Below are 21171 nucleotides of genomic sequence, written 5' to 3'. Positions count from 1 at the left end.
GGGATTAGAACAGCCGCTGCGCCGCGAGCGAGGCGCGATACGGATCTTTGGTCAGAACACTGCTCAAGCCCGTTGAGGGATTAGAACCCAATTCCAGAGTCTATCTCCAGTAGGCGATTGGGCGTCAGAACACTGCTCAAGCCCGTTGAGGGATTAGAACGTTTCGGCTACTTCTGGTTGGCTGTGGGGTCCGCTGGTCAGAACACTGCTCAAGCCCGTTGAGGGATTAGAACGCGAAAGACGAGCCTCTACGAGGCTCACCAGCACATTGTCAGAACACTGCTCAAGCCCGTTGAGGGATTAGAACGCGAAAGACGAGCCTCTACGAGGCTCACCAGCACATTGTCAGAACACTGCTCAAGCCCGTTGAGGGATTAGAACCCTCGGCTGAGCCGGAGGATCGCAAGGAGGCCCTGGGTCAGAACACTGCTCAAGCCCGTTGAGGGATTAGAACATAGGCCGTGATTCGGACCGTTGGGGCAGGCTTTTCAGGTCAGAACACTGCTCAAGCCCGTTGAGGGATTAGAACAACGGCCTGGCAAGCGGGGCAGAGGGTAACGGACTGGTCAGAACACTGCTCAAGCCCGTTGAGGGATTAGAACATGCAGCCCGGTGCAGCATTGGATGATTTTCCCCTCCGTCAGAACACTGCTCAAGCCCGTTGAGGGATTAGAACCATTGAGGAGTTCCCCCAATGCGGAATCGTAGACATAGTCAGAACACTGCTCAAGCCCGTTGAGGGATTAGAACGATAAAGAAGACTCGTTGGGTCTTTGGCAGCCACTCTTGTCAGAACACTGCTCAAGCCCGTTGAGGGATTAGAACGATGATGTTTGCCATGTTTCCCCCCCCAAGATGTATGCTTAGTCAGAACACTGCTCAAGCCCGTTGAGGGATTAGAACTCTTTTCGGACACACGCTTCTTTCTTTGGGAAGACTACAGTCAGAACACTGCTCAAGCCCGTTGAGGGATTAGAACGCTCAGGCATGGCCCAGGCAAGGGCATGGCCCAGGCAGTCAGAACACTGCTCAAGCCCGTTGAGGGATTAGAACATATCCTTTCATCAGAACACAGCGGTTGCCCTAGGGCGTCAGAACACTGCTCAAGCCCGTTGAGGGATTAGAACAAGCAATGAGGGGTATCCGAGAGAGAGCGAGGAGGTGTCAGAACACTGCTCAAGCCCGTTGAGGGATTAGAACCAGCGTGCTGCGATCGTGCGGGCTGGCACGCTGCTGTCAGAACACTGCTCAAGCCCGTTGAGGGATTAGAACTGGTCAGGCTGAGGCTGATCAAGCTCAGGCTGATCAGGTCAGAACACTGCTCAAGCCCGTTGAGGGATTAGAACGGCTTCCAGGCGCCTGCTCTCCCAGCCTCATCATCCTGTCAGAACACTGCTCAAGCCCGTTGAGGGATTAGAACATCTTCCCGGCTATGTCTATGAATCAGAACTGGGGGGTCAGAACACTGCTCAAGCCCGTTGAGGGATTAGAACGGCTTCCAGGCGCCGGCTCTCCCCTCCCCCTCACCATGTCAGAACACTGCTCAAGCCCGTTGAGGGATTAGAACAAATGGGTCGCTGACGTAGCGGTGCCAGTCTGCAAAGTCAGAACACTGCTCAAGCCCGTTGAGGGATTAGAACTCTTGCGATATGAGCAGGGGGATCATGAGCAAGGCTAGTCAGAACACTGCTCAAGCCCGTTGAGGGATTAGAACGCGAGCTGCACGACCTCGCTCGGATGGTAATGTCCGTCAGAACACTGCTCAAGCCCGTTGAGGGATTAGAACATGAATGGGGACGATGTTGGACGGGCGATCCATCTCAGGTCAGAACACTGCTCAAGCCCGTTGAGGGATTAGAACCAGCGTGCTGCGATCGTGCGGGCTGGCACGCTGCTGTCAGAACACTGCTCAAGCCCGTTGAGGGATTAGAACCTTCGCAATGACTGCAGTATATGGCGAGTTGCTTGTTGAGTCAGAACACTACTCAAGCCCGTTGAGGGATTAGAACCTTCGCAATGACTGCAGTATATGGCGAGTTGCTTGTTGAGTCAGAACACTGCTCAAGCCCGTTGAGGGATTAGAACCAAAGATTCTAAATACCTCTGGATATGGATTGTATCTGGGTCAGAACACTGCTCAAGCCCGTTGAGGGATTAGAACCAAAGATTCTAAATACCTCTGGATATGGATTGTATCTGGGTCAGAACACTGCTCAAGCCCGTTGAGGGATTAGAACGCGCGCTACCCGGGCGCGCTACCTGGCGAAGCTGCGTCAGAACGCTGCTCAAGCCCGTTGAGGGATTAGAAAAGAAAGAAAAAAAGCCCGTCCCCCGGGCCAGGGGACGGGTCGGAGTTAAAACGCCGCTTTAGCCCGATCAGGGATTAGAACAGAAACCATCCCCTAGGAGAAGTAGAGGCGCTCCTCCCGCGGCGGCTCGCCTCCGACAGTGAGCACATGCTTTACGCACGCCTGGCAGAGTGGGTAGATGCGAACACTGTCCTCGCGCTCATTCAGATGAGCCGCCAGACGCGCACGGAGAAGCACAAGCTCCTTTTTGGTCAAAAAGCACTCGAATACCGAATATTGGGTCCACTTGCCAAACCCACAGAGAAGCTTGTGTACACGGGCGCGGCGCCGATCATCAGGAATGTCATAGGCAATGACATAGCAGCAGGTATCGTGAAGTCCCATGTGGTTACCTCACCAGGAACGGTTGATAGTGCGCGATCTCCCCGGTCAGATACTTCGCCAACAGACGAGCCTGCAGCTCGATGCAACGCATGTAATTCACGCGATACCCAAACAAGGGATGCGTGATTTCCTCATGGAAGCGCTCTTCGAGGGCAGTCAGAAAGCGCTTTTTCGGTTCTTTCCTGAGACGGTAGGTGCCAAGCAGCTCCTCGAAATCGTCCCGACTCACCATGTGCTTGTTCAGCAATTTCACTACGACGGAGTCGACGATGAGCGGGCGAAACTCCTCCATGAGATCGAGCGCTAACGCCGGACGGCCATAGCCACTACTGTGGAGATAGCCGATATAGGGATCGAAGCCAACAAGCTGGACCGCCCCCGTGACGCGGTTCGCCAGGATGGTATATCCATAACTCAGCAGGGCATTCACTGGATCGGTTGGAGGGCGCTTGGTGCGACCTGGGAAGCACCAGGTGTCAGGCTCCAGCAGCATCTGGGAGAAAGCCGCGTAGTAGAAGGCACTGCCACGTCCCTCTAGACCTAACACGGTTTCCAGAGGGGTGTCCCTGATCCCGTGATCGCCGGTGCTAAGACGGGGCAGTGAAGCAGGGGCCACGGCAGGCAGCTCACGAAGCGACTCGATAATCGTTGCAAGATCATCTAGGACGGCATGGGACTGATTGGGAGAGCGCCGTTGCAAGAGTCGCTGCAGGAGACGCCGCTGATTCGAGAGTTTTCCGATGACAAAGCGTGAAGCCAACAAGAGCCGTCGCTGCGGATCGTGATGAGCCTGGTGTTGAGCGATCCGTAAGAGCGCATTTTTTGTGGTCTCCGGGATCAGTGATCCCTGAAAACTCCCGTGCTCACGGAGGAAGTGCACAGGAATCTTGCGCTCAAGCAAGAGATCCAGAGCAGCCGCTGTCAGCGTGACGTCTCCCATCACAACAACCTCTTCCACCTTGATGAGGGGAATACGCTTTTTGATCAAAGCCGTTTTCTTCTCTCCATTCACCAGACGTTGCTCGGGAATATGGATCAATAGACAATCTTCTGTGTCCCGTTTTACCAGGCTATGCGCTTCCATAAGATAGAGCGTAGACACTTTCCACTCCTTGATAGATCTCATTGATCAAAGCGTCGGGCCTGTTCAGAAGCCTTCAAGTACTGACTCCGTCCAATTGCTCCGCTCGTGCTGCTCCTGGAGAGCACGGACCTCCGCGGGTAAGCAAAGCGGCAACAGGCTGCAGTCGCGGCAACGCCTTGCGGTTTTGCCCTGAAGCGGAGCCGGTGGGAGCGGCGCTCTGGCAAGTGTCAGAGCGAGCTGGATGCTTTCCAGGGTTTTCTGGCGGAGCTCGGGACCAAACAGGACTTGCTGACGTCGTCGAGAACCGAAGTAAAAGATGTAGCCATGCGAGAGCGGTGCCAGGTGTGGAAGATAGTCCTCCAGGCAAAGGGCTTGCGCGCAGAGCTGGATATGATCATTGAGCCAACGCCCTTCCCTTCCCCGCTTGTATTCAACGGGTACAAGTTTCCCCGCCTCCTCTTCAAGCAGGTCTAGATACCCGGCCACACGCAGACGCTCGCTATAGAGATAGAGGCGGTGAATGCGCTCCACCCCTTTCTCCGTGAGAACCGCGGACTGATCAACCCGCTGATGGAGGAGCTGGCCCTCCAGCACAACGGCATTGATCAGCATTTCCGCCTGAACATGCTCGTAATAGAAGCGTCTTGGGCAATACTCCAAGGCATTCAGTGCAGAAAAGGGGATGATCAACTGCTCTGCCTGCTCAAAAGATGCTGGGTTAGGAGTTGATTGCATCTTCCTCTCTTGTATGTCTCTTGATGGCCCCAGCATCGCTGGCCGATGCTGGGCTGGCTGCTGACCGCTGTTATGGGATCATCGGAAATGCTTGGTTGACGCCGCTCCCGATGCTCCCTGAGAGGGGATGCCGTCAGACTGCCGCTCAACCGGGATTAGAAGGAGGGAAACCGACAGCGCGTCTGCCCCATGCCCATCGCTGTTTTGTAGCCCACGCCGCTGAAGAGCGCGAAACGGGCCAGGGGAGTCAGCCAACGCGCCTGCGGGGCAGTCAACGGTCCTTTGACCTCGTAGGTAACGTGCCCCAGAAAGCCAGTCTGTCCAAAGCGACTGGATGGCAAGTATTGGGTACGAAGCTCGTAGTGAGAGACGATCAGGTGGTCAGCGCACCACTCGGCGATCTCCAGCGGGGTCAGGCCGGCGGCAGCGAGGCGCAGGGGCGCAGGGGCGAAGAGATCCCAAGAACGCGCCAGGCTTTCGAAGACGGCTGCAGGCTCTGGAAAGAGGATCAGCAGCTTTCCCCAGGAGCGTTGCCCTTTGCTAAAGGCAGTAGGACTCGCGAATTCAAAGGCATAGTGCTCCTGAGCCTCCTGTACTCGCGCCAGTTCCTCAAAGGAGGTGACGGCTATCCATGATGGCCCCTCATGCGCTGGATCAGGAGCAGCCAGCAGCCGCGTTACCAGGAGATGCGCCTGCTCGATGATCAGGCTGAGCTGGCGGGCCTGCTGAAGACAGGCTCGCAGGATGGCCTGCACCAGCCGCTCATCCAAGAGCGTCAGGCGCAGCCAGTAGCGTTCCCCCGGCTGCACAGGGACTGGCTGAAGCTGGCTAGTAGCCTGCTGCAGCTCCTTCGCCCGAAGCTGGCGGAAGCCGTGCAGCAGACTGAGGGTATAGGGACGGCGCCGATTGGGCTGGTGCAGCCAGGCCGACAGGTCAGGATCGACCTGGCGCACGAGCTGGAGAAAAGCCGCCTGAAGCTGCGGGCCACAACTGGGGGTTAGCCAGCCTGGCTCTGCTGGCTCTAAGCGCAGCACCATCGAAATCAGCGTGCCATGCTCATCTACTGTTCCCTCAGACATGATCGTCCTCCTCTCTCCGATGTTCCTTCCCTGGCACGCAGCCGCGGCCTGCTCATGCTGGCTGGCCTGGCCGCGGCTAACTGCGTGAGGGTCACAGTTCTTTCCTCGTGCGCAGACGGCTGCATCTTGCGGCTGCGCTAGAAGAAGAGCGGCTCGCTGCGTCCCTGCTGCCCTTGCCGTTGATCATGCTCGATAACCCCGCGAGGGATCTCCGCCGCAAGTTGTAAGGCCAGCGGACCCAGCACCGCCCGGTAACGGCTCGTCCGATCAGCGAACGAGATATCTAGCGTCATCGGGAAGAAACGCGCTTTCTGACGCAGCGACATGAGCCAGGCAACTGTCCTACTCTGCTCGGCGGCCACAAAGATGGGGACGAATCGCTCCTGGAGACAGGAGCGTACGTGGTCTGGAAGGCCACTATCATCATTAGGCAGGTGCAGGCGGAGACCCCAGAGGGCAGTAGGCCGATAGGCCCATGCTTCTTCCCACTCCGCGCGTGCTTGCTCCGGCACCTCCAGATACAACCCCACCTGCCGCGACTGCTCACGTAAGGCATGCAGGCGACAGAAGAGGAGCACCTCCTCCTCTGGGAGCGTGGCCCTCCGCCGCTCCCCTTTGGGAAAGCAGGCCTGCCGCCACTCCTGCACGGTAGCATAGAAATCCGCATCATAGGAACGCAGCAGATGGAAGAGATCATAAGGGGTCACATCCTCGTCCGAGAGCAAGTGCTGTGGGTCGAAAACCAGCACCTGGGGTGTCTCGAACCCCTCGCGAAAGGTCCAGCGAGCGTGCTCGATAGCGTACCGGCTCAGGTCTTGCTTAAGCCAAAGAACCCCTTCCTGACTATCTCTGGGCCGCCTCTGTCGCGCTTGAAGAATGGCAGGCAAGCGCGCATCAAACGCCTTGAGATAAGGGATCTGCGGGTCATCTGCCTTCGGCTGCTGCCCATCGAGGAGGGCAGCAAACCGCTCAAAGGCCGCCGCGGGAATATGGGAGAAGCCTCCATAGAGCCGGGCCCGTTCTTCATACTCCCTCAGCCAGGCACGCAGCTGACGATAGGTCAGCGGGCGCTGGCGCTGCTCCTCTTCTCCTGCAAACACCTGCTGCAGGCTTTGCAAAAAGCTCTCAAGCTCAGGCACATCTTCATCAGCCATCCCCTGGCCCAGGAGTCCGAGCGTACGGAAGAATTCCCCGATCACACCGCTGCGTACATAGGCCGTCAGATCCTGCCGGGCAGGCATCCGGGCTGCCAGCTTCGCCAGCGTCTCTCGATCGATCGTGGTCCCGTGGTGGCTATGGTACTCCTTGAACAGCTCATAGGTTCCCTGATCCACCACGGCCCAGGCCTGGCAAGGGGCGCAACGCTCGCCGTCGGGCAGGGCCAGGACTCTTCCAACGCGGCCCAGACGTTGGAGCAGTTCGTCGCCCGACCAGGCTTCGAAGAGCAGGAAGTCGAGCGAAGGCCGCGGCTTGCGCACAGAAGCGACTGGCTCGCTCTCTGCGGGCTGCCCTGGCCGCATGCGCTCAAAGTTGTAGCCTATGTCGACCGTTGGCGTGGCCAGGATCAATTGGCGCTCGCGTGCCTGTTCGCGCGCCTCGCTGCGTTGCGGGCCTGTAATGCGACCCACCCGTTCGCCTGCAGCGGGCCAGCGCGCCTGCAGCTCGCGGTAGATCAGATTAATAGTCCGTAGTGAGCTGGAGAGCACTGCCCCCTCGATGGGAAACCCATCTGCAGGTTGGGCCTCCAGCAGCCGGCGCAGCGTTGGCCACAGGAGCTGGACCAGGCTCAGCAACGCTTCGCTGGTCTGGCGCTGGGTGCTCTGGCCCTTGACCAGTTCTTCAGCGCTGTAGATCGCCAGCTGAACGGGCGTCAGGGCCCGCACCAGCTCCACCTTGTCCGCCCACGCCTCGGGAACCGGGTCCTCTGGCTCGATCCATTCGGTCTCAATCCCGAGCCGCTCCAGGTAGCCCCGCATGGGAACCGAAGGCGTGGCCGTCAACAGGCAGATCTGCCGGGCGCTGTTGGGGCCACTGAGATAGCCACCGGCTGCCGACAGCTTCAAGAAGAAGAGGAAGGCAGCAAGCTGCCGGGGGCTGTAGTAGTGCACCTCGTCGATGATCACCAGGCTAAAATCTCGCAGCAGCTCCATCAGCAACGGCCCACGGTCAAAGCGATTGTAGCTCGCGGTCAGGATATAGTAAAAAATGTCGGGGTTGGTCACAAAGATGGAGGCCTGCGCCCTCGAGATGGTCTCCTGCTGGACCGTCGCCGGGTCACTGAGCAGGTGACGTAGGAGCTGCCCGTGACGAGACCGCTCTGTTGCGGGCAGCTCCTGCCAGCGCCGCTGCAGGTGGTCGCGCGTCACGGGCAGCACCCGGTAGGGCAGTCCGTAGCGCTGACAGAACGCGCTGGCGGTGCGTACATGCTGCTCGATCAGCTCATTCGTGGGGGCGATGAACAGCGTGTCCCCCAGGCGTGGCGTCACCTGATCAAGGCCGATCTGACGCACGCGCGCCAGTAAGCGCAGCAGAGCCCCCAGCGTCTTGCCCGTGCCGGTAGCATGCGTATTGATCACAAGCGGTGCGGTGGCATGGTACATGCGCCACTGATGATAGAGGAGCCGGCTCTCCTCTTCAGGCAAGACAGTGCCAGTAGCGCCCGCTTCCTGCTCCCTGCCTGGGCTGGTGGGGGCGAGCGGCTGCTCGCCCAGCCAGCGGCGCTCGTAGTACGGCTGCACCGTGATGGTCAACATGGGATCTGGTCTCCTTCGTACTTACTCCTGCCTGCCTTCAAGGCAAGGTCTCGACGCCATAGCGCATCCCAGCGGGCACGTGGACCACCTCGCCATCAGGCAAACGCCCTGCCCAAAAAGGGCCGCGCAGGCGCGCCTGCCGCACCAGCGGCGCCGGCGGGATACTGTAGAGGGTGAAGCTGCGCATGGTAGAGAGCATGGCCTCCGGCAGATCGGCGGCATTCAGAAAGAAGTCCACGACATGCTCTTGCTCCTGTGGCTCCCGGGTCAGCAACTGGAGCGGCTGCCAGTCAAGACGGGCCTTGCTGCTAAATTTCCCCAGGCGGATATAGCGCGGCAGCCCAGGGGCCATCTCCTCGGGAAGGAACACATAGAAGCGCGCCTGGCTCTCGGCGGCCAGCAGACGGATCTTGCCCGCCTGGGGAAAGTTCATGGCTCGTGCCTTACGAGTCCGCTCCAGGGCGATGGCGTTTTGGTCAAAGCGGAAGTAGTAGCTGTCCGACTGGGCATTGAACTGACTGAACGCGAAACGCAAGCGACCGGGGAGGAAAGTCGCCGGCGTCACGTAACGACCCTGATGGTTGAGCGGCAACAGATCCATTTTATAGCGCGGCGGGCCATCCCAGTTGTAGGGGGACGCACACCAGCCCAGCGCATAGGTCAGGGCATAGTTGCCGATCACCGGCTCGGTCTCGTAGAGCAGGCCCACCTCGCGACTGGCAAAAAAGGTATGCTCTAGCAGAGTCAGATCAACCTGATAGATGGTAAGCGTCATAGGGGTCCTCCTCCTGGCGGACGGGGGCAGCAGCAGCGGTCAGCTCCAGGGGGGGACAGGCTGGCTCTGTCCCATCCCGCGAGGGCTGACCTCCCTCTGCCCCTCTTCTCCGGCGCTCTCTCGCTCACACCTCTTACGGGAGATCCTTGTAGCTCGCCGTGACCTCCGCTAACAGCGCCTTCAGCCGCTCTGGCTCACGGTAGAGCGTCAGGGTTTCCTCCAGCAGGTGGCCCAGCGCTTCGCCGCGCACCACCAGCGGCGGGCGCCCGACCAGGTCGCGCAGCAGCGTATCGGTCGCTTGCTGGACACAGCGCTCCACCAGGGCATCGTTGAGAGGAAGATCCAGCTCGCTGCCTCCCTGGGCCTCCAACAACAGATCATAGACCTCCTGGGTCAGTTCGAGATTCGAAAAGATCTCGGTATCACTGAAGATCACAGCCACAATCATATTGCGCACGCGCCCCTGACGGCTGCTGATGGCCCCGTAGCGGGTGCTGCGCAGGATATTGCCCAGCACGTATTGAAACTCCCCTGGCGTGACATCCTTGAGCGTCTCGATATCGAGAAAGTGGGTCTCGGGCAAAACGTACTCATCCTCATTGATGGAGGTTGAGGGCTTTCCATCGAACGGGTTGCGCATCGTCCCGTTATCGAAGGTGGCGTTGAAGGTGCGCTTTCCCGTGACCTGGCTGGCAGGGGCCAGGGAGTAGGCGTCGTCCGTCATCACGCGGCTCTTCTGCGCCCCACCACCGCCAGCGGCGTAGCCATAGACCATGCAGTCAATGCACTGGCCACATGGGGCATTCGTATTGAGCGCGCAGGGACGCTGCTCCCGATTCACGGTCACCTGTCCCAGCAGCTCATGTTCGCGCAACAGCTCGCGCCCAACGCGGCGCTCCACGGCGGTCTGTTTTCGCTTGCTGATGACCACACGCTGGATCGGCTCACGCGTGCCCTCTCGGCGGCCCGCCGTCACCAGCTCCTTGACGAGCCCCTCTCCACTGCCTTCGGTACGGAAGATCGTTTCGGACTCGGTCTTGCGGATCAGGATCACGCTCACATAGCGGCCATGCGGAAAGTTATCGTAGCGCTCGAGCAAATACTCGCGATACTGATTGAGGACGGGGAAAGTCGTTGTGACACTCATGCGCAACACACATCCTTTCTTGCTGGGAATGGCATGCTCATCCCTGATCGCGCTGCTTTAGCGCATTGCTTCCTCCTCTGATTCTTCGGCCTCAAGCTGAGCCAGGGCCTCTTCCGCCGAGGCGGCCTGCTTCTTCTCCAACAAGGCGCGGGCCAACTCCTGGCGCAGATAGACCAGGTAAGCGCTGCGCAGCGAGCGCTCGCGCTGGAGCAGTTTCCCAACGTGGCCACCAAGCGCCTGCTTGAGGACTTGCTCAAAGAACAGGTCAACGTACTCATAGATCGCTGCCTCTCGAACCCAGCCACGAATGCGCTGGAGATGATCGAAGATCAGGCCCTTGCTGCTTTCTCGGGCAAACTCCAGCTCCTTGGGATAGCGCCCCAGCTCGGCCAGAATGATATCTAAGGGCTTGAGCAGGGAATTTCGCTTGAATGAGCGACCTCGAATGGCCTGCCTGGCCGCATAAACGGCCACGTCTTTGAGCGCCTGGGCCAGGAGATCCCCCCCGGCCTGGGGGGGGCCTGGCTGGGAAGGTGTGTCTGTCACGGGATATCCTCCTCTGACTGATTTGGTGGGTGAACAGGGCATGGACAGGCAAACCGACTAGCTGATCCTCTGCGCTGCCGCTTGCCCTGTGCTAAGCAGCTGCTCCAGCAGCGGGGCAACCTGGTAGCTGAGCGTCAAAGGGTTCTGGTGCTGCTTACTGGCTTGCTCCTCGATCAGGCGATCGACCTCGTGGTAGAGCGCCAGCGGATCATGGGCCGCCGCCGCAACCAGGTCGTAGAGGACGGCAACGGTCGAGGAGGCAGCCACCTGCAGATAGCGGGCCAGTTTGTGCAGCAGGGCCAGGCGACGGCAGACAGCCCTGACCCGTTCTCGGGTCAGTACTTGTTCTGGCAGCAGCCAGGTGAGCACCTGGGGCACCCCTTCCGCCATGAAGGCCACTGGCTCCGACTCGATCGCTTCCTGCTCCAGATTGAGCAGCGGCGTCGGCAAACGCGAGAGAAGCACCCGGCAGTCGAACCAGGCTGCCAGCAGGAGGGCTTTCTCCAAGGCTACCAGGTATTGACAACCGTACCCCCGCTGGTTGATGATCAACGGCAGGACAGGCGTCGGGCCGAGCGCCTCCGCATAGCGCGGAAGGACCAGTCCTTGGTGCAGGTCCTGCCGACAACGCAACCTGTGGAGAACCTGGCCAGCGGCCAGCCGTTGCCACTGCTTCTCGTCACTCGTGTCCGGGTCGATCGCCACCGTGTCTTCCCCGATGAAACTCTCGACTGTCTGCCACCAGGCACGCAGCAGCGGCTCAGGAAAGGAACTGTACGGGAAAAGGTGCAGATAGAAGGTTTGCTGCTCGTTTCCTTGCTTGTCGCGATGGGATGGCCAGGCCAGCTTTTCCAGCAGGAACTGCCAGCGGCAGATGGGGCAGATATTCCGCTTCGGTTCGCGTGAGCTGCCGCCCTCCAGGCGATTCGAGAATTGCTGCACGCCAATACTCGGTGGCACCTGCAGCGCCATCCACTCCTCGGCGGGCAAGGGGCTGCTACAGTAGCTGCACTGCCGGTCGGCGTAGCGCGGATCGGCGTAGTGGCGCAGGGGGGCCTGGAAGTCGACTGGCTGTTGCAGCTCTCCAGTGCTCAGATCCCAGAAACGCAGATGGCGAGCCAGATAATCGAGGATGGCAGCCTCGGCTGCGCTGCCGCCTGCTGATCCCTGCTGGGGGCTGCTCTGGGCCGGCTGGGACGTAGCAGCCGCTCTGCCCCCTCGTCTGCCCCGGCCCGGACGTGACGAATCGGCCTGCTGCGCCTGCGCGTCCAAACGAGCGAGATCGGCAAGGGCAGCGGCTTCCATCTCACGCAGCGGCGTGGCTGCGACGTCACGGGCCATGACATAGCCTCGCCGGTAGGAATTGATCAGCGCGTAGAGCGGTTGACGCTCCTCGGGCACCCCAAAGAGACGCGCTACCCGCTGCCAGGCATCCTCGTGCAGGCGCTTCAGCTCCTCGCTCCGGTGGGCGTCGAGAAAATTCCGGTAGGCCATGAGCAGCTCGCCCCGCTTGAGAGCCTCGGGGTCGGTTGGCAACAGGCTCTGTTCCGTCAGCAGCGCCTGACACTGCGCCCGAAGCGCCGGATCAGCCGCCGCCTGCGGCGAGGCAAGGAAGGTCTCCAGGTCCTGACGCGCTCCTGCTTCACGCTCCTGACGCCACTCCTCCCGATATTGCTTGCGCATCACCACGTTGGTTATACAGCCAAAGATGTGCTCGATGGGGGCCCCACTCTGCAGCGCTGCCACGTCGACGCTGATCCCGGAGGGCCGTGCCTTGATGAACTCCGCCAGCCCGTCCTGCTGCATCTCGGCCAGCCTGCGGACCACCCGCCGGGCCAGCTCGCGCTGCAGCTCCGGCGTCCATTCAAAGGGAATGGCCCGGTCGAGCAGATAGTCGATGCCTTTGGCATGGGAGAGCAGGGGAATACAGTGCTCTTCCCCGTAACGGTCCTTCAGCAACTCGACGACCTGGTTATGGATGGTGTTCGAGAGCAGGCCACGCAGTTCGGCCAGGCGGTGGCCGATGAAGCGGTACCGCTGCCGTGCCCCACTGAGGTGGAGCCCTTCATTCAGGCGCTCAAGCGCCTTCTGGTGAATATGGCGTTCATGATGGCTGGCCTGGTCCGAGCTGCGAGACAGGTCCAACACGTCCGCAGTGCGTAACAGCGCTCTGAGCGGCCCTTCGAGGCGCTCCCGGGGCAGGCGGCACTGCTGGACAAAGCGCAGGGAAATCTGCGAGATCTGGAGGGCCTGGTCCTGCTGGCTGTCGACCAGAAATTTGATGTCCCACAGATACTCCCGCCACTCGGGAAAGAACTGGTCCGCCTGCAGCGCCTCAAGCTCTCTCGCCAGATGCTCGGGCGTGGCTGCGTTGGCATAGCGGACCGTCTGGCCGCTGCGGTCCTTTTCTCTTCTCTCTGCGGCGGACTGCTGCGGCGCTCCGGCTTGGCTCGCGCCTGCCCCGCCATAGGCAGGCAGCTTGTTGAGATCATGGACCGTTATGGCCAGCAGAAGACAGCGCGACTCGCGGGCATTCAGTCCAAAGAGAGGCCGCAGCCGCTCGATGATCGCTGCTCCATTGAGCACATGCTGCCAGAGGCTTTCCCCCTGCTTGCCACCTGTCTGGATGATCTCCTGGTAGCGCCGCAGTCCTCCGTCGACAATCTGTTCCAGATACTGCTGAAAGACGTGCTCCGGGTCCTCGCTTCGGTAGGTCAGGCCCAGGGCAAACCAGCCCGAGGCCTCCTCAGATGCCGGGGCCATGCAAAATCATCTCCTTCCGTTCGTACAGAGAGATCCTTATCTAAGGAAGTGCGTGATCGCTCGTCGGGATGGCGACCGCTCCCCCTCCCTCTAGGAGAAGAGCGTGACAAGTAATATTACGGCTGATTGATACGACAGAATTTGTCGTATCAATCAGCCGGCCCAAAGTAAAGGAAGTATTAGGGCCACAGATGTTGTTGGAGCCATGCTCGTAGGAAGTGGCCCAGGGAGAGCAAGAGCCGCTCCGTCACCGCGCAGAAGAGTGGATAGAAGAGCTTCAGCCACGGTAAAAGGCGGCTCCCCTTCGTATCCACTGTCTTGTTTGTGCGCCGCTGATTACAGCGATGCCGCTTTCGAGGCATAATAGTACCTCTTTACTAGGCTCCAGGAAGGAGGCTCGCCCTGCGAAGGTAGACAATGAGACAAGGTCAGTGGTATAATGAAACTAGCTCTGTCTAACCTCGGCAGAGCAAATTGCTCCTCCCTTAAGGAGCGTGATAGATTTGCAAGGGCAATTGTGGCTCTTGAAGGAGAAGCTGGTTGGCTACCTGGTCTCCTTCAAAAGCCTGGGTTGCTCTTGCTTCTTTTTTTATAACACTGCCTTAATCTTTCTGTCAAGGGAAGATCATGATCCAACAGGCAAAGACTACTTTCGAAAGTCGGCCATAACACCAAACACTGCAACCTCTATCCCTCACGGGCTTAGATTAGATGGCTCTCGAATTCCTGTTAGTATGTTTTAATCCCTTAACGGGCTTTGTCATGACAGAACAAGGATAACCTCCTCATCGCCTCTTTCCTCATCGCCTCTTGTCAACAGAGAAGCTTTGTTCCGCAGGAGGTTTTCCTCTGCAGCAAAGGCATGTCACTGCTCCTCCTCTGGCTCCCGCCAGGGAAGACCATAGCGCTGCCCCATCTTGCTGATCACGCTGCGCATCTCCTCTCGCAAGGAGGCCGGCTCGACCAGCTCCGCCCGCTCCCCGTAGCGGAGCAACTGCTGGATCACCCGCCAGCCGCTGTACGCCGTGGCCCGGATGAGGAGCCATCGCTCCGCTTGCCCTCGCTCGTTGACCCGCATCTCCTCTCGCTCAACCACCTGCGACAACCACCGCTGGCTGAGACCAGGCTCGGCTAGCCTCGCGTCCAGCCAGAAGCGAAAGGTCACCACCTGGCGTGGCCTCCGCCCTCCCATGAGCTGCGGCTCACTCGCAAACGATGCCTCCTGAATGCGGTCGATCCGAAACTCCAGAAACTGGCCGCGCTCGGGATGATACGCGATCAGGTAAAAATGCCCTTCCATCTGAATCACATAGGCAGGCTCAAGATGCCGATGGGTGACCTCCTGCCCCGACAGCGGTCGGTAGGTAAAGCCAATCCGCTGCCGCCGCTCGATCGCTCGCCCTATCTTCTCCAATAATGCCCGAAACGGCAGATAGTCCATCACTGGCGCCATGTTAAAGTAGACATAGGGAGTCCGCGCCCACCGCTCAAAGCGCTGCTGCTGCTGCGCGGGCAGTTGCCGGGCCAGCCGCTCGATGAGCGCCCGTACCTCATCAGCAAAGGGATGGCGTGGCTGTGGCTGCGGCAGCCCCTCCCTCGCGTCGGGCGGCGCCTGCCGAGATGGGTCCGTGAACATGGCGGCCAGCAGGGCCAGGCATTCGACTTCCCGCTCTGACAGCGTCCACGAAGGGGCCAGGCCCTGATCATCCTTCAGAAGATAGCGTGCTGGCTCCCTCCCTCGTCGTTCTCGCTTCAACTCCACTCCCACCGCTTCCAGAAGCTCCAGATCCCGCTCAAGCATCCGGTGGGCCCGACGCAGGTGCGCCTCGTCTGCTGCTTCCTCCCGATCAAGGCCGTAGTGCAAACTCAGACTGCTGAAAATCTCCTCGCGGGTACATGGCCCTCGACGCAGCAGCGCTAGCAGCCGGAGCAGCCGCTCAAACCGCAGGGTGGCAAGCCTTTCCTCTGATGAAGAAGGACCATGCTCGTGTTGGGAATGGACCATGCACTCCTTTCCCTCCATCAAGGCGACAAAGATCCCTTTCACCATAGGTGCCTGAGCGCTGGCTGTCAAGGTCCTCCCTCGGCGGCTCTGACTCAGGCACCATGCCGCTTCTGCCGCTTCTGCCGTTCCCTTCGAGGATCTCGGCTCCCGCTCTCCCGTGCAGCGATCCTCGAAGGGCTTCCCAGGCCGTCTGAGGGCCACAATGGCTGGCATCATTGCTGCATAAGAGCGGTCACTACTGACCGCTTTTTTGGGATCATCGAAAACCCTTGACGGACGCCGCTCCAGATGCTACCATAGAGAGGGTACCGTCAAAACGCCGCTTAAGCCCGCTCAGGGATTAGAACATCCTTAGTGGATAATCCCGCCTGCCCGGGTTGCGTCAAAACGCCGCTTAAGCCCGCTCAGGGATTAGAACAATCCAAGTTTGGGAGGGTACAATGCAACAGGAGCGTCAAAACGCCGCTTAAGCCCGCTCAGGGATTAGAACAAATGGCTATCGCCATACTCCCCAAGAGCAGGCTAGTCAAAACGCCGCTTAAGCCCGCTCAGGGATTAGAACAAATGGCTATCGCCATACTCCCCAAGAGCAGGCTAGTCAAAACGCCGCTTAAGCCCGCTCAGGGATTAGAACCTGGCTGGACGCATTCCCTGCAAATGAACCCCGCTGGAGTCAAAACGCCGCTTAAGCCCGCTCAGGGATTAGAACCAGTATCTCTGGGCACCTCCACCACCGAGCAATGCTACGGTCAAAACGCCGCTTAAGCCCGCTCAGGGATTAGAACACGACTCGTCCACGATGGCCCACACCGCACTAGCCGCGTCAAAACGCCGCTTAAGCCCGCTCAGGGATTAGAACTCTTCCCAAAAATGGGCAGCGGGAGATCATTCTCAAGTCAAAACGCCGCTTAAGCCCGCTCAGGGATTAGAACGCGATCAGCTAGCCAGCGCGCGAAGATCGACTTGCCGGGTCAAAACGCCGCTTAAGCCCGCTCAGGGATTAGAACGAAAGAGGTTGACAGATATAGGATTCCGTGGTATAGTCAAAACGCCGCTTAAGCCCGCTCAGGGATTAGAACGGATCATGATCATCCCTCCTTTATTCAATTGTCAAGGTCAAAACGCCGCTTAAGCCCGCTCAGGGATTAGAAGCCAGATAGAGGGGGGCCGTCAGAAGTAGGAAAGAAGCCCGTCCTGGATGGAAACGAATCGAACAGAACGGAGAGAACAACAAAAGAGGCTTGCCCGCCGCCGGGCAAGCCTCAACGTGAGAACACGATAGAGACTCCAATGCGCGTTTTGGATCGCGCCAGGCTACTCTCCTCCAGCTCGCCTGTGGCCAGGATATGGGGAACTTCTCCCCGCCCTCCCCTATTGTTCCGCAAACAAGCTTTCAGGCGCCTTCCCGTCGAGGCCATCGCTCCAAGCTCAAACGCCGGATGGGGGAGTACCTGGTGTCTCCGAAAATGTAGGCTGCCCCGGCTCGGGAGGAGGCGGCCCTGCCGGGCGATTAAACCAGGCATCGGCCTGCTTATTCTCGATGCGCACCTGATTGCCGCAGAGAGTACAGACCAGAAAAGTTTTGGTGCCAATAGGAAAGAGAGGAATCCAGAAGAGCGTAAACTTACGCTGCGAACGTACCACTTGCTGCTGGGTCATGCGCTGGCAGCGCTGACACAGCGCAGGGATTCGTCCCATTAGCCACTGCTTGGTACGATAGCCATAGACGATCACATACATACTTGAAACCTCCCAGCAAGCGATAAGACTCCTCGACGAGGGCTGAAATGCGCAATCACCTCTACTGCAAGTCAACCCGAGCAGCGCCAACCTCAAAATGCAGTTATAATAATGAAACGCAGCCCTCGCGGGAAATTACCATATCAAGTAGATAGAAACTGGCTTTCCAGAGCTTTGCCCGGCGAAAGACAGCCCTGCTATATTGGTTGTCCTCTGACTAATTCCCTCGCGAACAGTCAGAAGGTTGTGCAGTGTTTCAGCACAAAAACGCCTCTTTCTCTGTTAAATCCATGTGATATCTCCTGATCCTCTGGATGGTACTGGGCGTACCAGCATCGCTCGTAGCTGGCATACCTGCCGGCTCCTGCCCCGGGAGAACTGGCTCTGCGTCAGCGCTGAAGATCGCCCTGCTCTCATGTAAAGGCGGCCACAGAGGAAGCAGTCCCTACAAGCCAAATTTTCTTTACCAGAGAGAGAAATCTGGAAATGATCGGTGGACAAGCTGAGGAGCAGGTTGGGAGTGACTCCAGAGAAAGGATCAAATCGCGCTAAAGTAGCAAAGGGCAGGCCTTCTGCGGGCTACATGCTAGCCGCTCGTTGCGCACAGAAGGCCTGCTTTCCTGTGGTGGACTGATGGGGCCTGTCGATCCTGCTGCTCAGTAATCCTCGATGATCTCCTGGGCTGCGCGCACTCCCTCACGGGCAGCCCCTTCCATGTCTCCCTGGAAAGCGACTGAGCAGTGTTCGCCTGCAAAATGGATCGGCCCTTCACGTGCTCCCTCATACCCTCCAAAAAGTGTGTATTGTCCAGTACGCCAACAAGAATAGCTGCCAAGCAGATGCGGATCTCCTGTCGAGTAACTGAGCGCTGCCTGACCTGTATAATGGGCGCTGATCCCTGGAAAAATCCCTTCTAGCTGCTGGAGACAAGAAGCTGCCGCCCGCCTCACAACCTCTGACTCAGCTGCTGTGCCATAGGAGGTCGGCGCGCCAAAAGCTGCTCCCCTGCTTCCACTGGTATAGGAGAGCAGCAGACCGCCAGAGACACCCTGACCGTAGGCGACATCCCAGAGCGTCTGAATATCCAGATCAGTCACAATAAAGCCATTGTGCGGCAGGGGCCAGGGACCAGCCGAATACCAGTACGGCTGGTCAAACTCCAGGAAGAGTTTGGAAACTGTGCCATAGCCCAGCTCCTCAATGGCCCGCTGCTTCAGCGGGCTGAAATCAGCGCGCCGATAATCAACCTGCCGCAGTATCGTGAAAGGCAGCGTGAGAATGACATGCTCGCAGCGCACTTCCAGCGGACCACCAGGGGTAACGAACCTGAGCGCGACCTCGTGTCTGCCACAACGTTCAATGGCAACCAGACGGTGGCGCAGATGAATACTCCCCTCCGGCAGACTGCGCGCAATGGCCCGCGGTAGCTGCTCGTTCCCTCCGCGAATCCGGCAACTCTCGCGCTGCGGCGCGCCAGAGGTAGAACCCCGAGCCAGATCACGTGGCGCAAACATGTAAATCAAATTGAGGGAACTCTGCTCGCTGGTATCTAAGCCATAGTAGCCGCTGCACATGATATCCAGCAAACGGCCCACCGGCGAGCGATGGCCGCCCTCCACAAAGCGCTCGATCCACTCATAGGCGCTCAAATGGTCGAAGCGCCAACCAGCATCTGTGTGCTGCTGGTAGGTAGTCACCGGGCCAATCTCCTGTAGCTGCTCTTGCAGCACAGCAGCAACAGCCTGCAGTGGCTCTATTAGCTCATCCTCACGATAGTAACGATTGAAAAAGTAAAAGATCCGCGGTGCCCGCCCCCGCTCCAGACTAAGGGTACTAAGACCAAAGCGCCGGATCAGGCTATGCATCATCTCGTGATCAGCATCAATGAATTCACCGCAACCCTCACTGACCGCCCCAGATCGCCAGGTGGACGTATCAGAGCGAATGCGTCCACCAATACGGTCGGAAGCCTCGTAGAGCGAGCAGGTCAGGCCTGCATCTTGCAAGGTCAGGGCTGCAACTAAACCGGCAATGCCGGCACCAACAATGGCAATACGTGGCATGATGTTGCTCCAAGAGCAGACTTCTAGTGGTAATGCGCAGAGGCGTGTATACCGTTGTTCTATTACTGTATCACATGCGGCTCACGGGGAGGCGCGAGAACTGCAGGCCAGGCCTGCCACAACCCGCCACCGCCCCGGACTACAGGCGCTCTCTCCCGTGATCAGTATACTCATATAGTTATATACACCAAAAGCTATAACTTTTTTGCTATGATAGTCTTATATCAGAAAGACCTCTTTATCATCTTTGCTACACTGTATCATGAAGAAGACGGCTTAGTAGAGAGGAACTTGCCGCCTGCTCTACTGACCGCCTCTTCGAGCGAGGATGGAGATCGAAGCTGAAGGCTGTCCCCCTGACCACCTGAGCCGCGGGTCGCGGCGCGTCGCAGCAAGCGTGACCTCGCGAGCAAGGCCCGGGAGGAGGAGCGAAGAGCTGGCGACCGAGGACGCCAGGCGACGACCCAGGTGGGAAGACAGGGAAAGCAGCCTTGCCAGTAGTAGGAAGCTGCTGGTTTTGGCTGTCAGGGAAGACGTGGAAAGGGATGGTGTAGAGTAGTATGTTGGGTGGAATGCTCAAACGTTCTGGAGCGATCTTGCTGGCCGGCACGCTGATCGCCCTGATCACGCTCCTGATCTCGCGGGCGAGCAACGGCACCGCCCGCCTGACCTCAACGGTAGCGGCGGCCTCACATGTGCCCGCCCTTACCTGCGGTGCCTGGCGGCGCGTGCCTGAAGCCGCCGATGGGGCCTTACTAGGGGTCACCGCCTTCGGTCCCGACAACGCCTGGATCGTCGGCAGTCAGGGGTCAGTTCCTCTGATCGAGCACTGGAACGGCAAGAGCTGGAGCGTTGTCCCCAGCCCGGCCCCAAGCGAACCGGCGCTGCTCAAGAGCATCTCAGGCAGCGCACCCGACGATATTTGGGCCGTGGGCAGCACCACGAATACGCCGAATCATACCCTGGTCGAGCATTGGGATGGGAAGAGCTGGAGCATTGTCAGTGACGCTGTCGGCAGTGGCCAGCTCAATGGCGTTGTGGCGCTGGCCCATAACGATGTCTGGGCTGTTGGCACCTCGAACAGCCAGGCCCTGATCGAGCACTGGGACGGCAAAAGCTGGAGCATTGCCCTACAGGCCAATCTAGTCGGCCAGGGCGATGCCTTGCTCGCCATTGCTGCCAGCAGTGCACATGATATCTGGGCGGTCGGGACCAGTCTCAAGGTCAGCTACAACTTCCAGGGCTACGGGGTCAACCTGAACATGAGCTCGATGGGCTCTGGCGTCGTTGTCCACTGGGATGGCAAGAGCTGGAAGGCTGTCAGTGGCCAGGGTCCCTCTACTCAGATGGCCATGTTCAGCGGCGTTGCCGCCCTCGCGCCCGACAACGTCTGGGTTGTCGGCTCTGCATTCCAGGGAACGCTTCTGAATGGCCTGCATGTGAAGACGCTGGTCGAGCACTGGAACGGCTCGCAGTGGAGCATCGTTCCTAGCTCCGACGCCCCCAATGCCTTCGCCAGCTATCTGACCGGAGTGGCGGCGGTCTCGCCAAGCAATGTCTGGGCTGTCGGTGGCGCCTTTAGCGGCAGCCACTTCAGTTCCCTGCTCGAAAACTGGGATGGCGCTCATTGGAACCTGATCCAGGCCCCCAATGCCGCCGATGGCCGTCAGCATATGCTCCTTGGCGCCGCCAGCGTCCCCAATACAAAGCAGGTCTGGGCCGTTGGTCTCCACGGCACAGTGCTGACAAACTGTGGCTAGCAACCCGCGGCGCCTCCAGCCGCAGTTT

The 21171-nt window shown here is 59.2% G+C and carries 14 protein-coding genes and 2 CRISPR repeat arrays (1 of these 16 cut by a window edge); of the genes, 1 reads left to right on the top strand and 13 read right to left on the bottom strand.

Going from position 1 to position 21171, the window contains the following annotated elements; genetic code table 11:
* Positions 1–2309: a CRISPR direct-repeat array (repeat unit 37 nt; unit sequence GTCAGAACACTGCTCAAGCCCGTTGAGGGATTAGAAC) (it extends 317 nt beyond the left edge of the window).
* A gap of 93 nt (positions 2310–2402) precedes the next feature.
* From cas2 to AC6H1L_RS05580, 13 genes are all read right to left on the bottom strand, one after another.
* The gene (gene cas2, locus AC6H1L_RS05640; protein WP_497600556.1) at positions 2403–2693 is read right to left on the bottom strand and encodes a CRISPR-associated endonuclease Cas2; all 291 of its coding nucleotides are present in this window, start codon (positions 2691–2693) and stop codon (positions 2403–2405) included.
* A 4-nt stretch (positions 2694–2697) separates the two neighbouring features.
* Complete coding sequence (gene cas1d / locus AC6H1L_RS05635) at positions 2698–3795, bottom strand: type I-D CRISPR-associated endonuclease Cas1d (RefSeq protein WP_497600555.1); 1098 nt, start codon at positions 3793–3795, stop codon at positions 2698–2700.
* Between the two features lie 45 nt (positions 3796–3840).
* Positions 3841–4512, bottom strand: a complete 672-nt coding sequence (cas4, locus tag AC6H1L_RS05630) for a CRISPR-associated protein Cas4 (RefSeq protein ID WP_497600554.1) — start codon at positions 4510–4512, stop codon at positions 3841–3843.
* A 155-nt stretch (positions 4513–4667) separates the two neighbouring features.
* Entirely contained in the window at positions 4668–5591 is a 924-nt protein-coding gene (cas6, locus tag AC6H1L_RS05625) for a CRISPR-associated endoribonuclease Cas6 (RefSeq protein WP_497600553.1), read from the bottom strand.
* Between the two features lie 137 nt (positions 5592–5728).
* Positions 5729–8344, bottom strand: coding sequence for a type I-D CRISPR-associated helicase Cas3' (gene cas3, locus AC6H1L_RS05620; protein WP_497600552.1), 2616 nt, complete (start codon positions 8342–8344; stop codon positions 5729–5731).
* Between the two features lie 37 nt (positions 8345–8381).
* Positions 8382–9119 carry a type I-D CRISPR-associated protein Cas5/Csc1 gene (gene cas5d / locus AC6H1L_RS05615; RefSeq protein ID WP_497600551.1) on the bottom strand — a complete coding sequence of 246 codons (738 nt, stop codon included), beginning with the start codon at positions 9117–9119 and terminating at the stop codon, positions 8382–8384.
* Between the two features lie 133 nt (positions 9120–9252).
* Positions 9253–10266 (bottom strand): type I-D CRISPR-associated protein Cas7/Csc2, encoded by a 1014-nt coding sequence (gene cas7d / locus AC6H1L_RS05610; protein WP_497600550.1) that lies wholly within the window; start codon positions 10264–10266, stop codon positions 9253–9255.
* Between the two features lie 57 nt (positions 10267–10323).
* Positions 10324–10812 carry a hypothetical protein gene (locus AC6H1L_RS05605; RefSeq protein WP_497600549.1) on the bottom strand — a complete coding sequence of 163 codons (489 nt, stop codon included), beginning with the start codon at positions 10810–10812 and terminating at the stop codon, positions 10324–10326.
* A gap of 57 nt (positions 10813–10869) precedes the next feature.
* Positions 10870–13575: a hypothetical protein gene (locus AC6H1L_RS05600; RefSeq protein WP_497600548.1), complete on the bottom strand. Its 2706-nt coding sequence runs from the start codon at positions 13573–13575 to the stop codon at positions 10870–10872.
* A gap of 179 nt (positions 13576–13754) precedes the next feature.
* Positions 13755–13937: a hypothetical protein gene (locus tag AC6H1L_RS05595; protein ID WP_497600547.1), complete on the bottom strand. Its 183-nt coding sequence runs from the start codon at positions 13935–13937 to the stop codon at positions 13755–13757.
* A gap of 503 nt (positions 13938–14440) precedes the next feature.
* Positions 14441–15580 (bottom strand): helix-turn-helix transcriptional regulator, encoded by a 1140-nt coding sequence (locus tag AC6H1L_RS05590; protein WP_497600546.1) that lies wholly within the window; start codon positions 15578–15580, stop codon positions 14441–14443.
* Positions 15581–15890: 310 nt separating this feature from the next.
* Positions 15891–16732: a CRISPR direct-repeat array (repeat unit 37 nt; unit sequence GTCAAAACGCCGCTTAAGCCCGCTCAGGGATTAGAAC).
* Between the two features lie 276 nt (positions 16733–17008).
* A complete protein-coding gene (locus AC6H1L_RS05585) occupies positions 17009–17320 on the bottom strand; it encodes a zinc-ribbon domain-containing protein (RefSeq protein ID WP_497600545.1) in 312 nt (103 codons plus the stop codon).
* Between the two features lie 656 nt (positions 17321–17976).
* Entirely contained in the window at positions 17977–19383 is a 1407-nt protein-coding gene (locus tag AC6H1L_RS05580; protein ID WP_497600544.1) for a flavin monoamine oxidase family protein, read from the bottom strand.
* Between the two features lie 572 nt (positions 19384–19955).
* Here AC6H1L_RS05580 and AC6H1L_RS05575 point away from each other — a divergent pair.
* The gene (locus tag AC6H1L_RS05575; protein WP_497600543.1) at positions 19956–21143 is read left to right on the top strand and encodes a beta propeller repeat protein; all 1188 of its coding nucleotides are present in this window, start codon (positions 19956–19958) and stop codon (positions 21141–21143) included.
* The last annotated feature ends 28 nt before the right edge of the window (positions 21144–21171 follow it).

The organism is Thermogemmatispora argillosa, assembly GCF_059696725.1.
This window is presented reverse-complemented; position numbering and strand designations above follow the sequence as displayed.

Coding starts and splice junctions, on each gene's coding strand:
- cas3 (WP_497600552.1), bottom strand. CDS start 8,344: ATGTTGACCATCACGGTGCAGCCGTACTACGAGCGCCGCTGGCTGGGC.
- AC6H1L_RS05575 (WP_497600543.1), top strand. CDS start 19,956: ATGCTCAAACGTTCTGGAGCGATCTTGCTGGCCGGCACGCTGATCGCC.
- AC6H1L_RS05580 (WP_497600544.1), bottom strand. CDS start 19,383: ATGCCACGTATTGCCATTGTTGGTGCCGGCATTGCCGGTTTAGTTGCA.
- AC6H1L_RS05600 (WP_497600548.1), bottom strand. CDS start 13,575: ATGGCCCCGGCATCTGAGGAGGCCTCGGGCTGGTTTGCCCTGGGCCTG.
- cas7d (WP_497600550.1), bottom strand. CDS start 10,266: ATGAGTGTCACAACGACTTTCCCCGTCCTCAATCAGTATCGCGAGTAT.
- cas6 (WP_497600553.1), bottom strand. CDS start 5,591: ATGTCTGAGGGAACAGTAGATGAGCATGGCACGCTGATTTCGATGGTG.
- cas5d (WP_497600551.1), bottom strand. CDS start 9,119: ATGACGCTTACCATCTATCAGGTTGATCTGACTCTGCTAGAGCATACC.
- AC6H1L_RS05590 (WP_497600546.1), bottom strand. CDS start 15,580: ATGGTCCATTCCCAACACGAGCATGGTCCTTCTTCATCAGAGGAAAGG.
- cas2 (WP_497600556.1), bottom strand. CDS start 2,693: ATGGGACTTCACGATACCTGCTGCTATGTCATTGCCTATGACATTCCT.
- AC6H1L_RS05595 (WP_497600547.1), bottom strand. CDS start 13,937: ATGCCTCGAAAGCGGCATCGCTGTAATCAGCGGCGCACAAACAAGACA.
- cas4 (WP_497600554.1), bottom strand. CDS start 4,512: ATGCAATCAACTCCTAACCCAGCATCTTTTGAGCAGGCAGAGCAGTTG.
- AC6H1L_RS05585 (WP_497600545.1), bottom strand. CDS start 17,320: ATGTATGTGATCGTCTATGGCTATCGTACCAAGCAGTGGCTAATGGGA.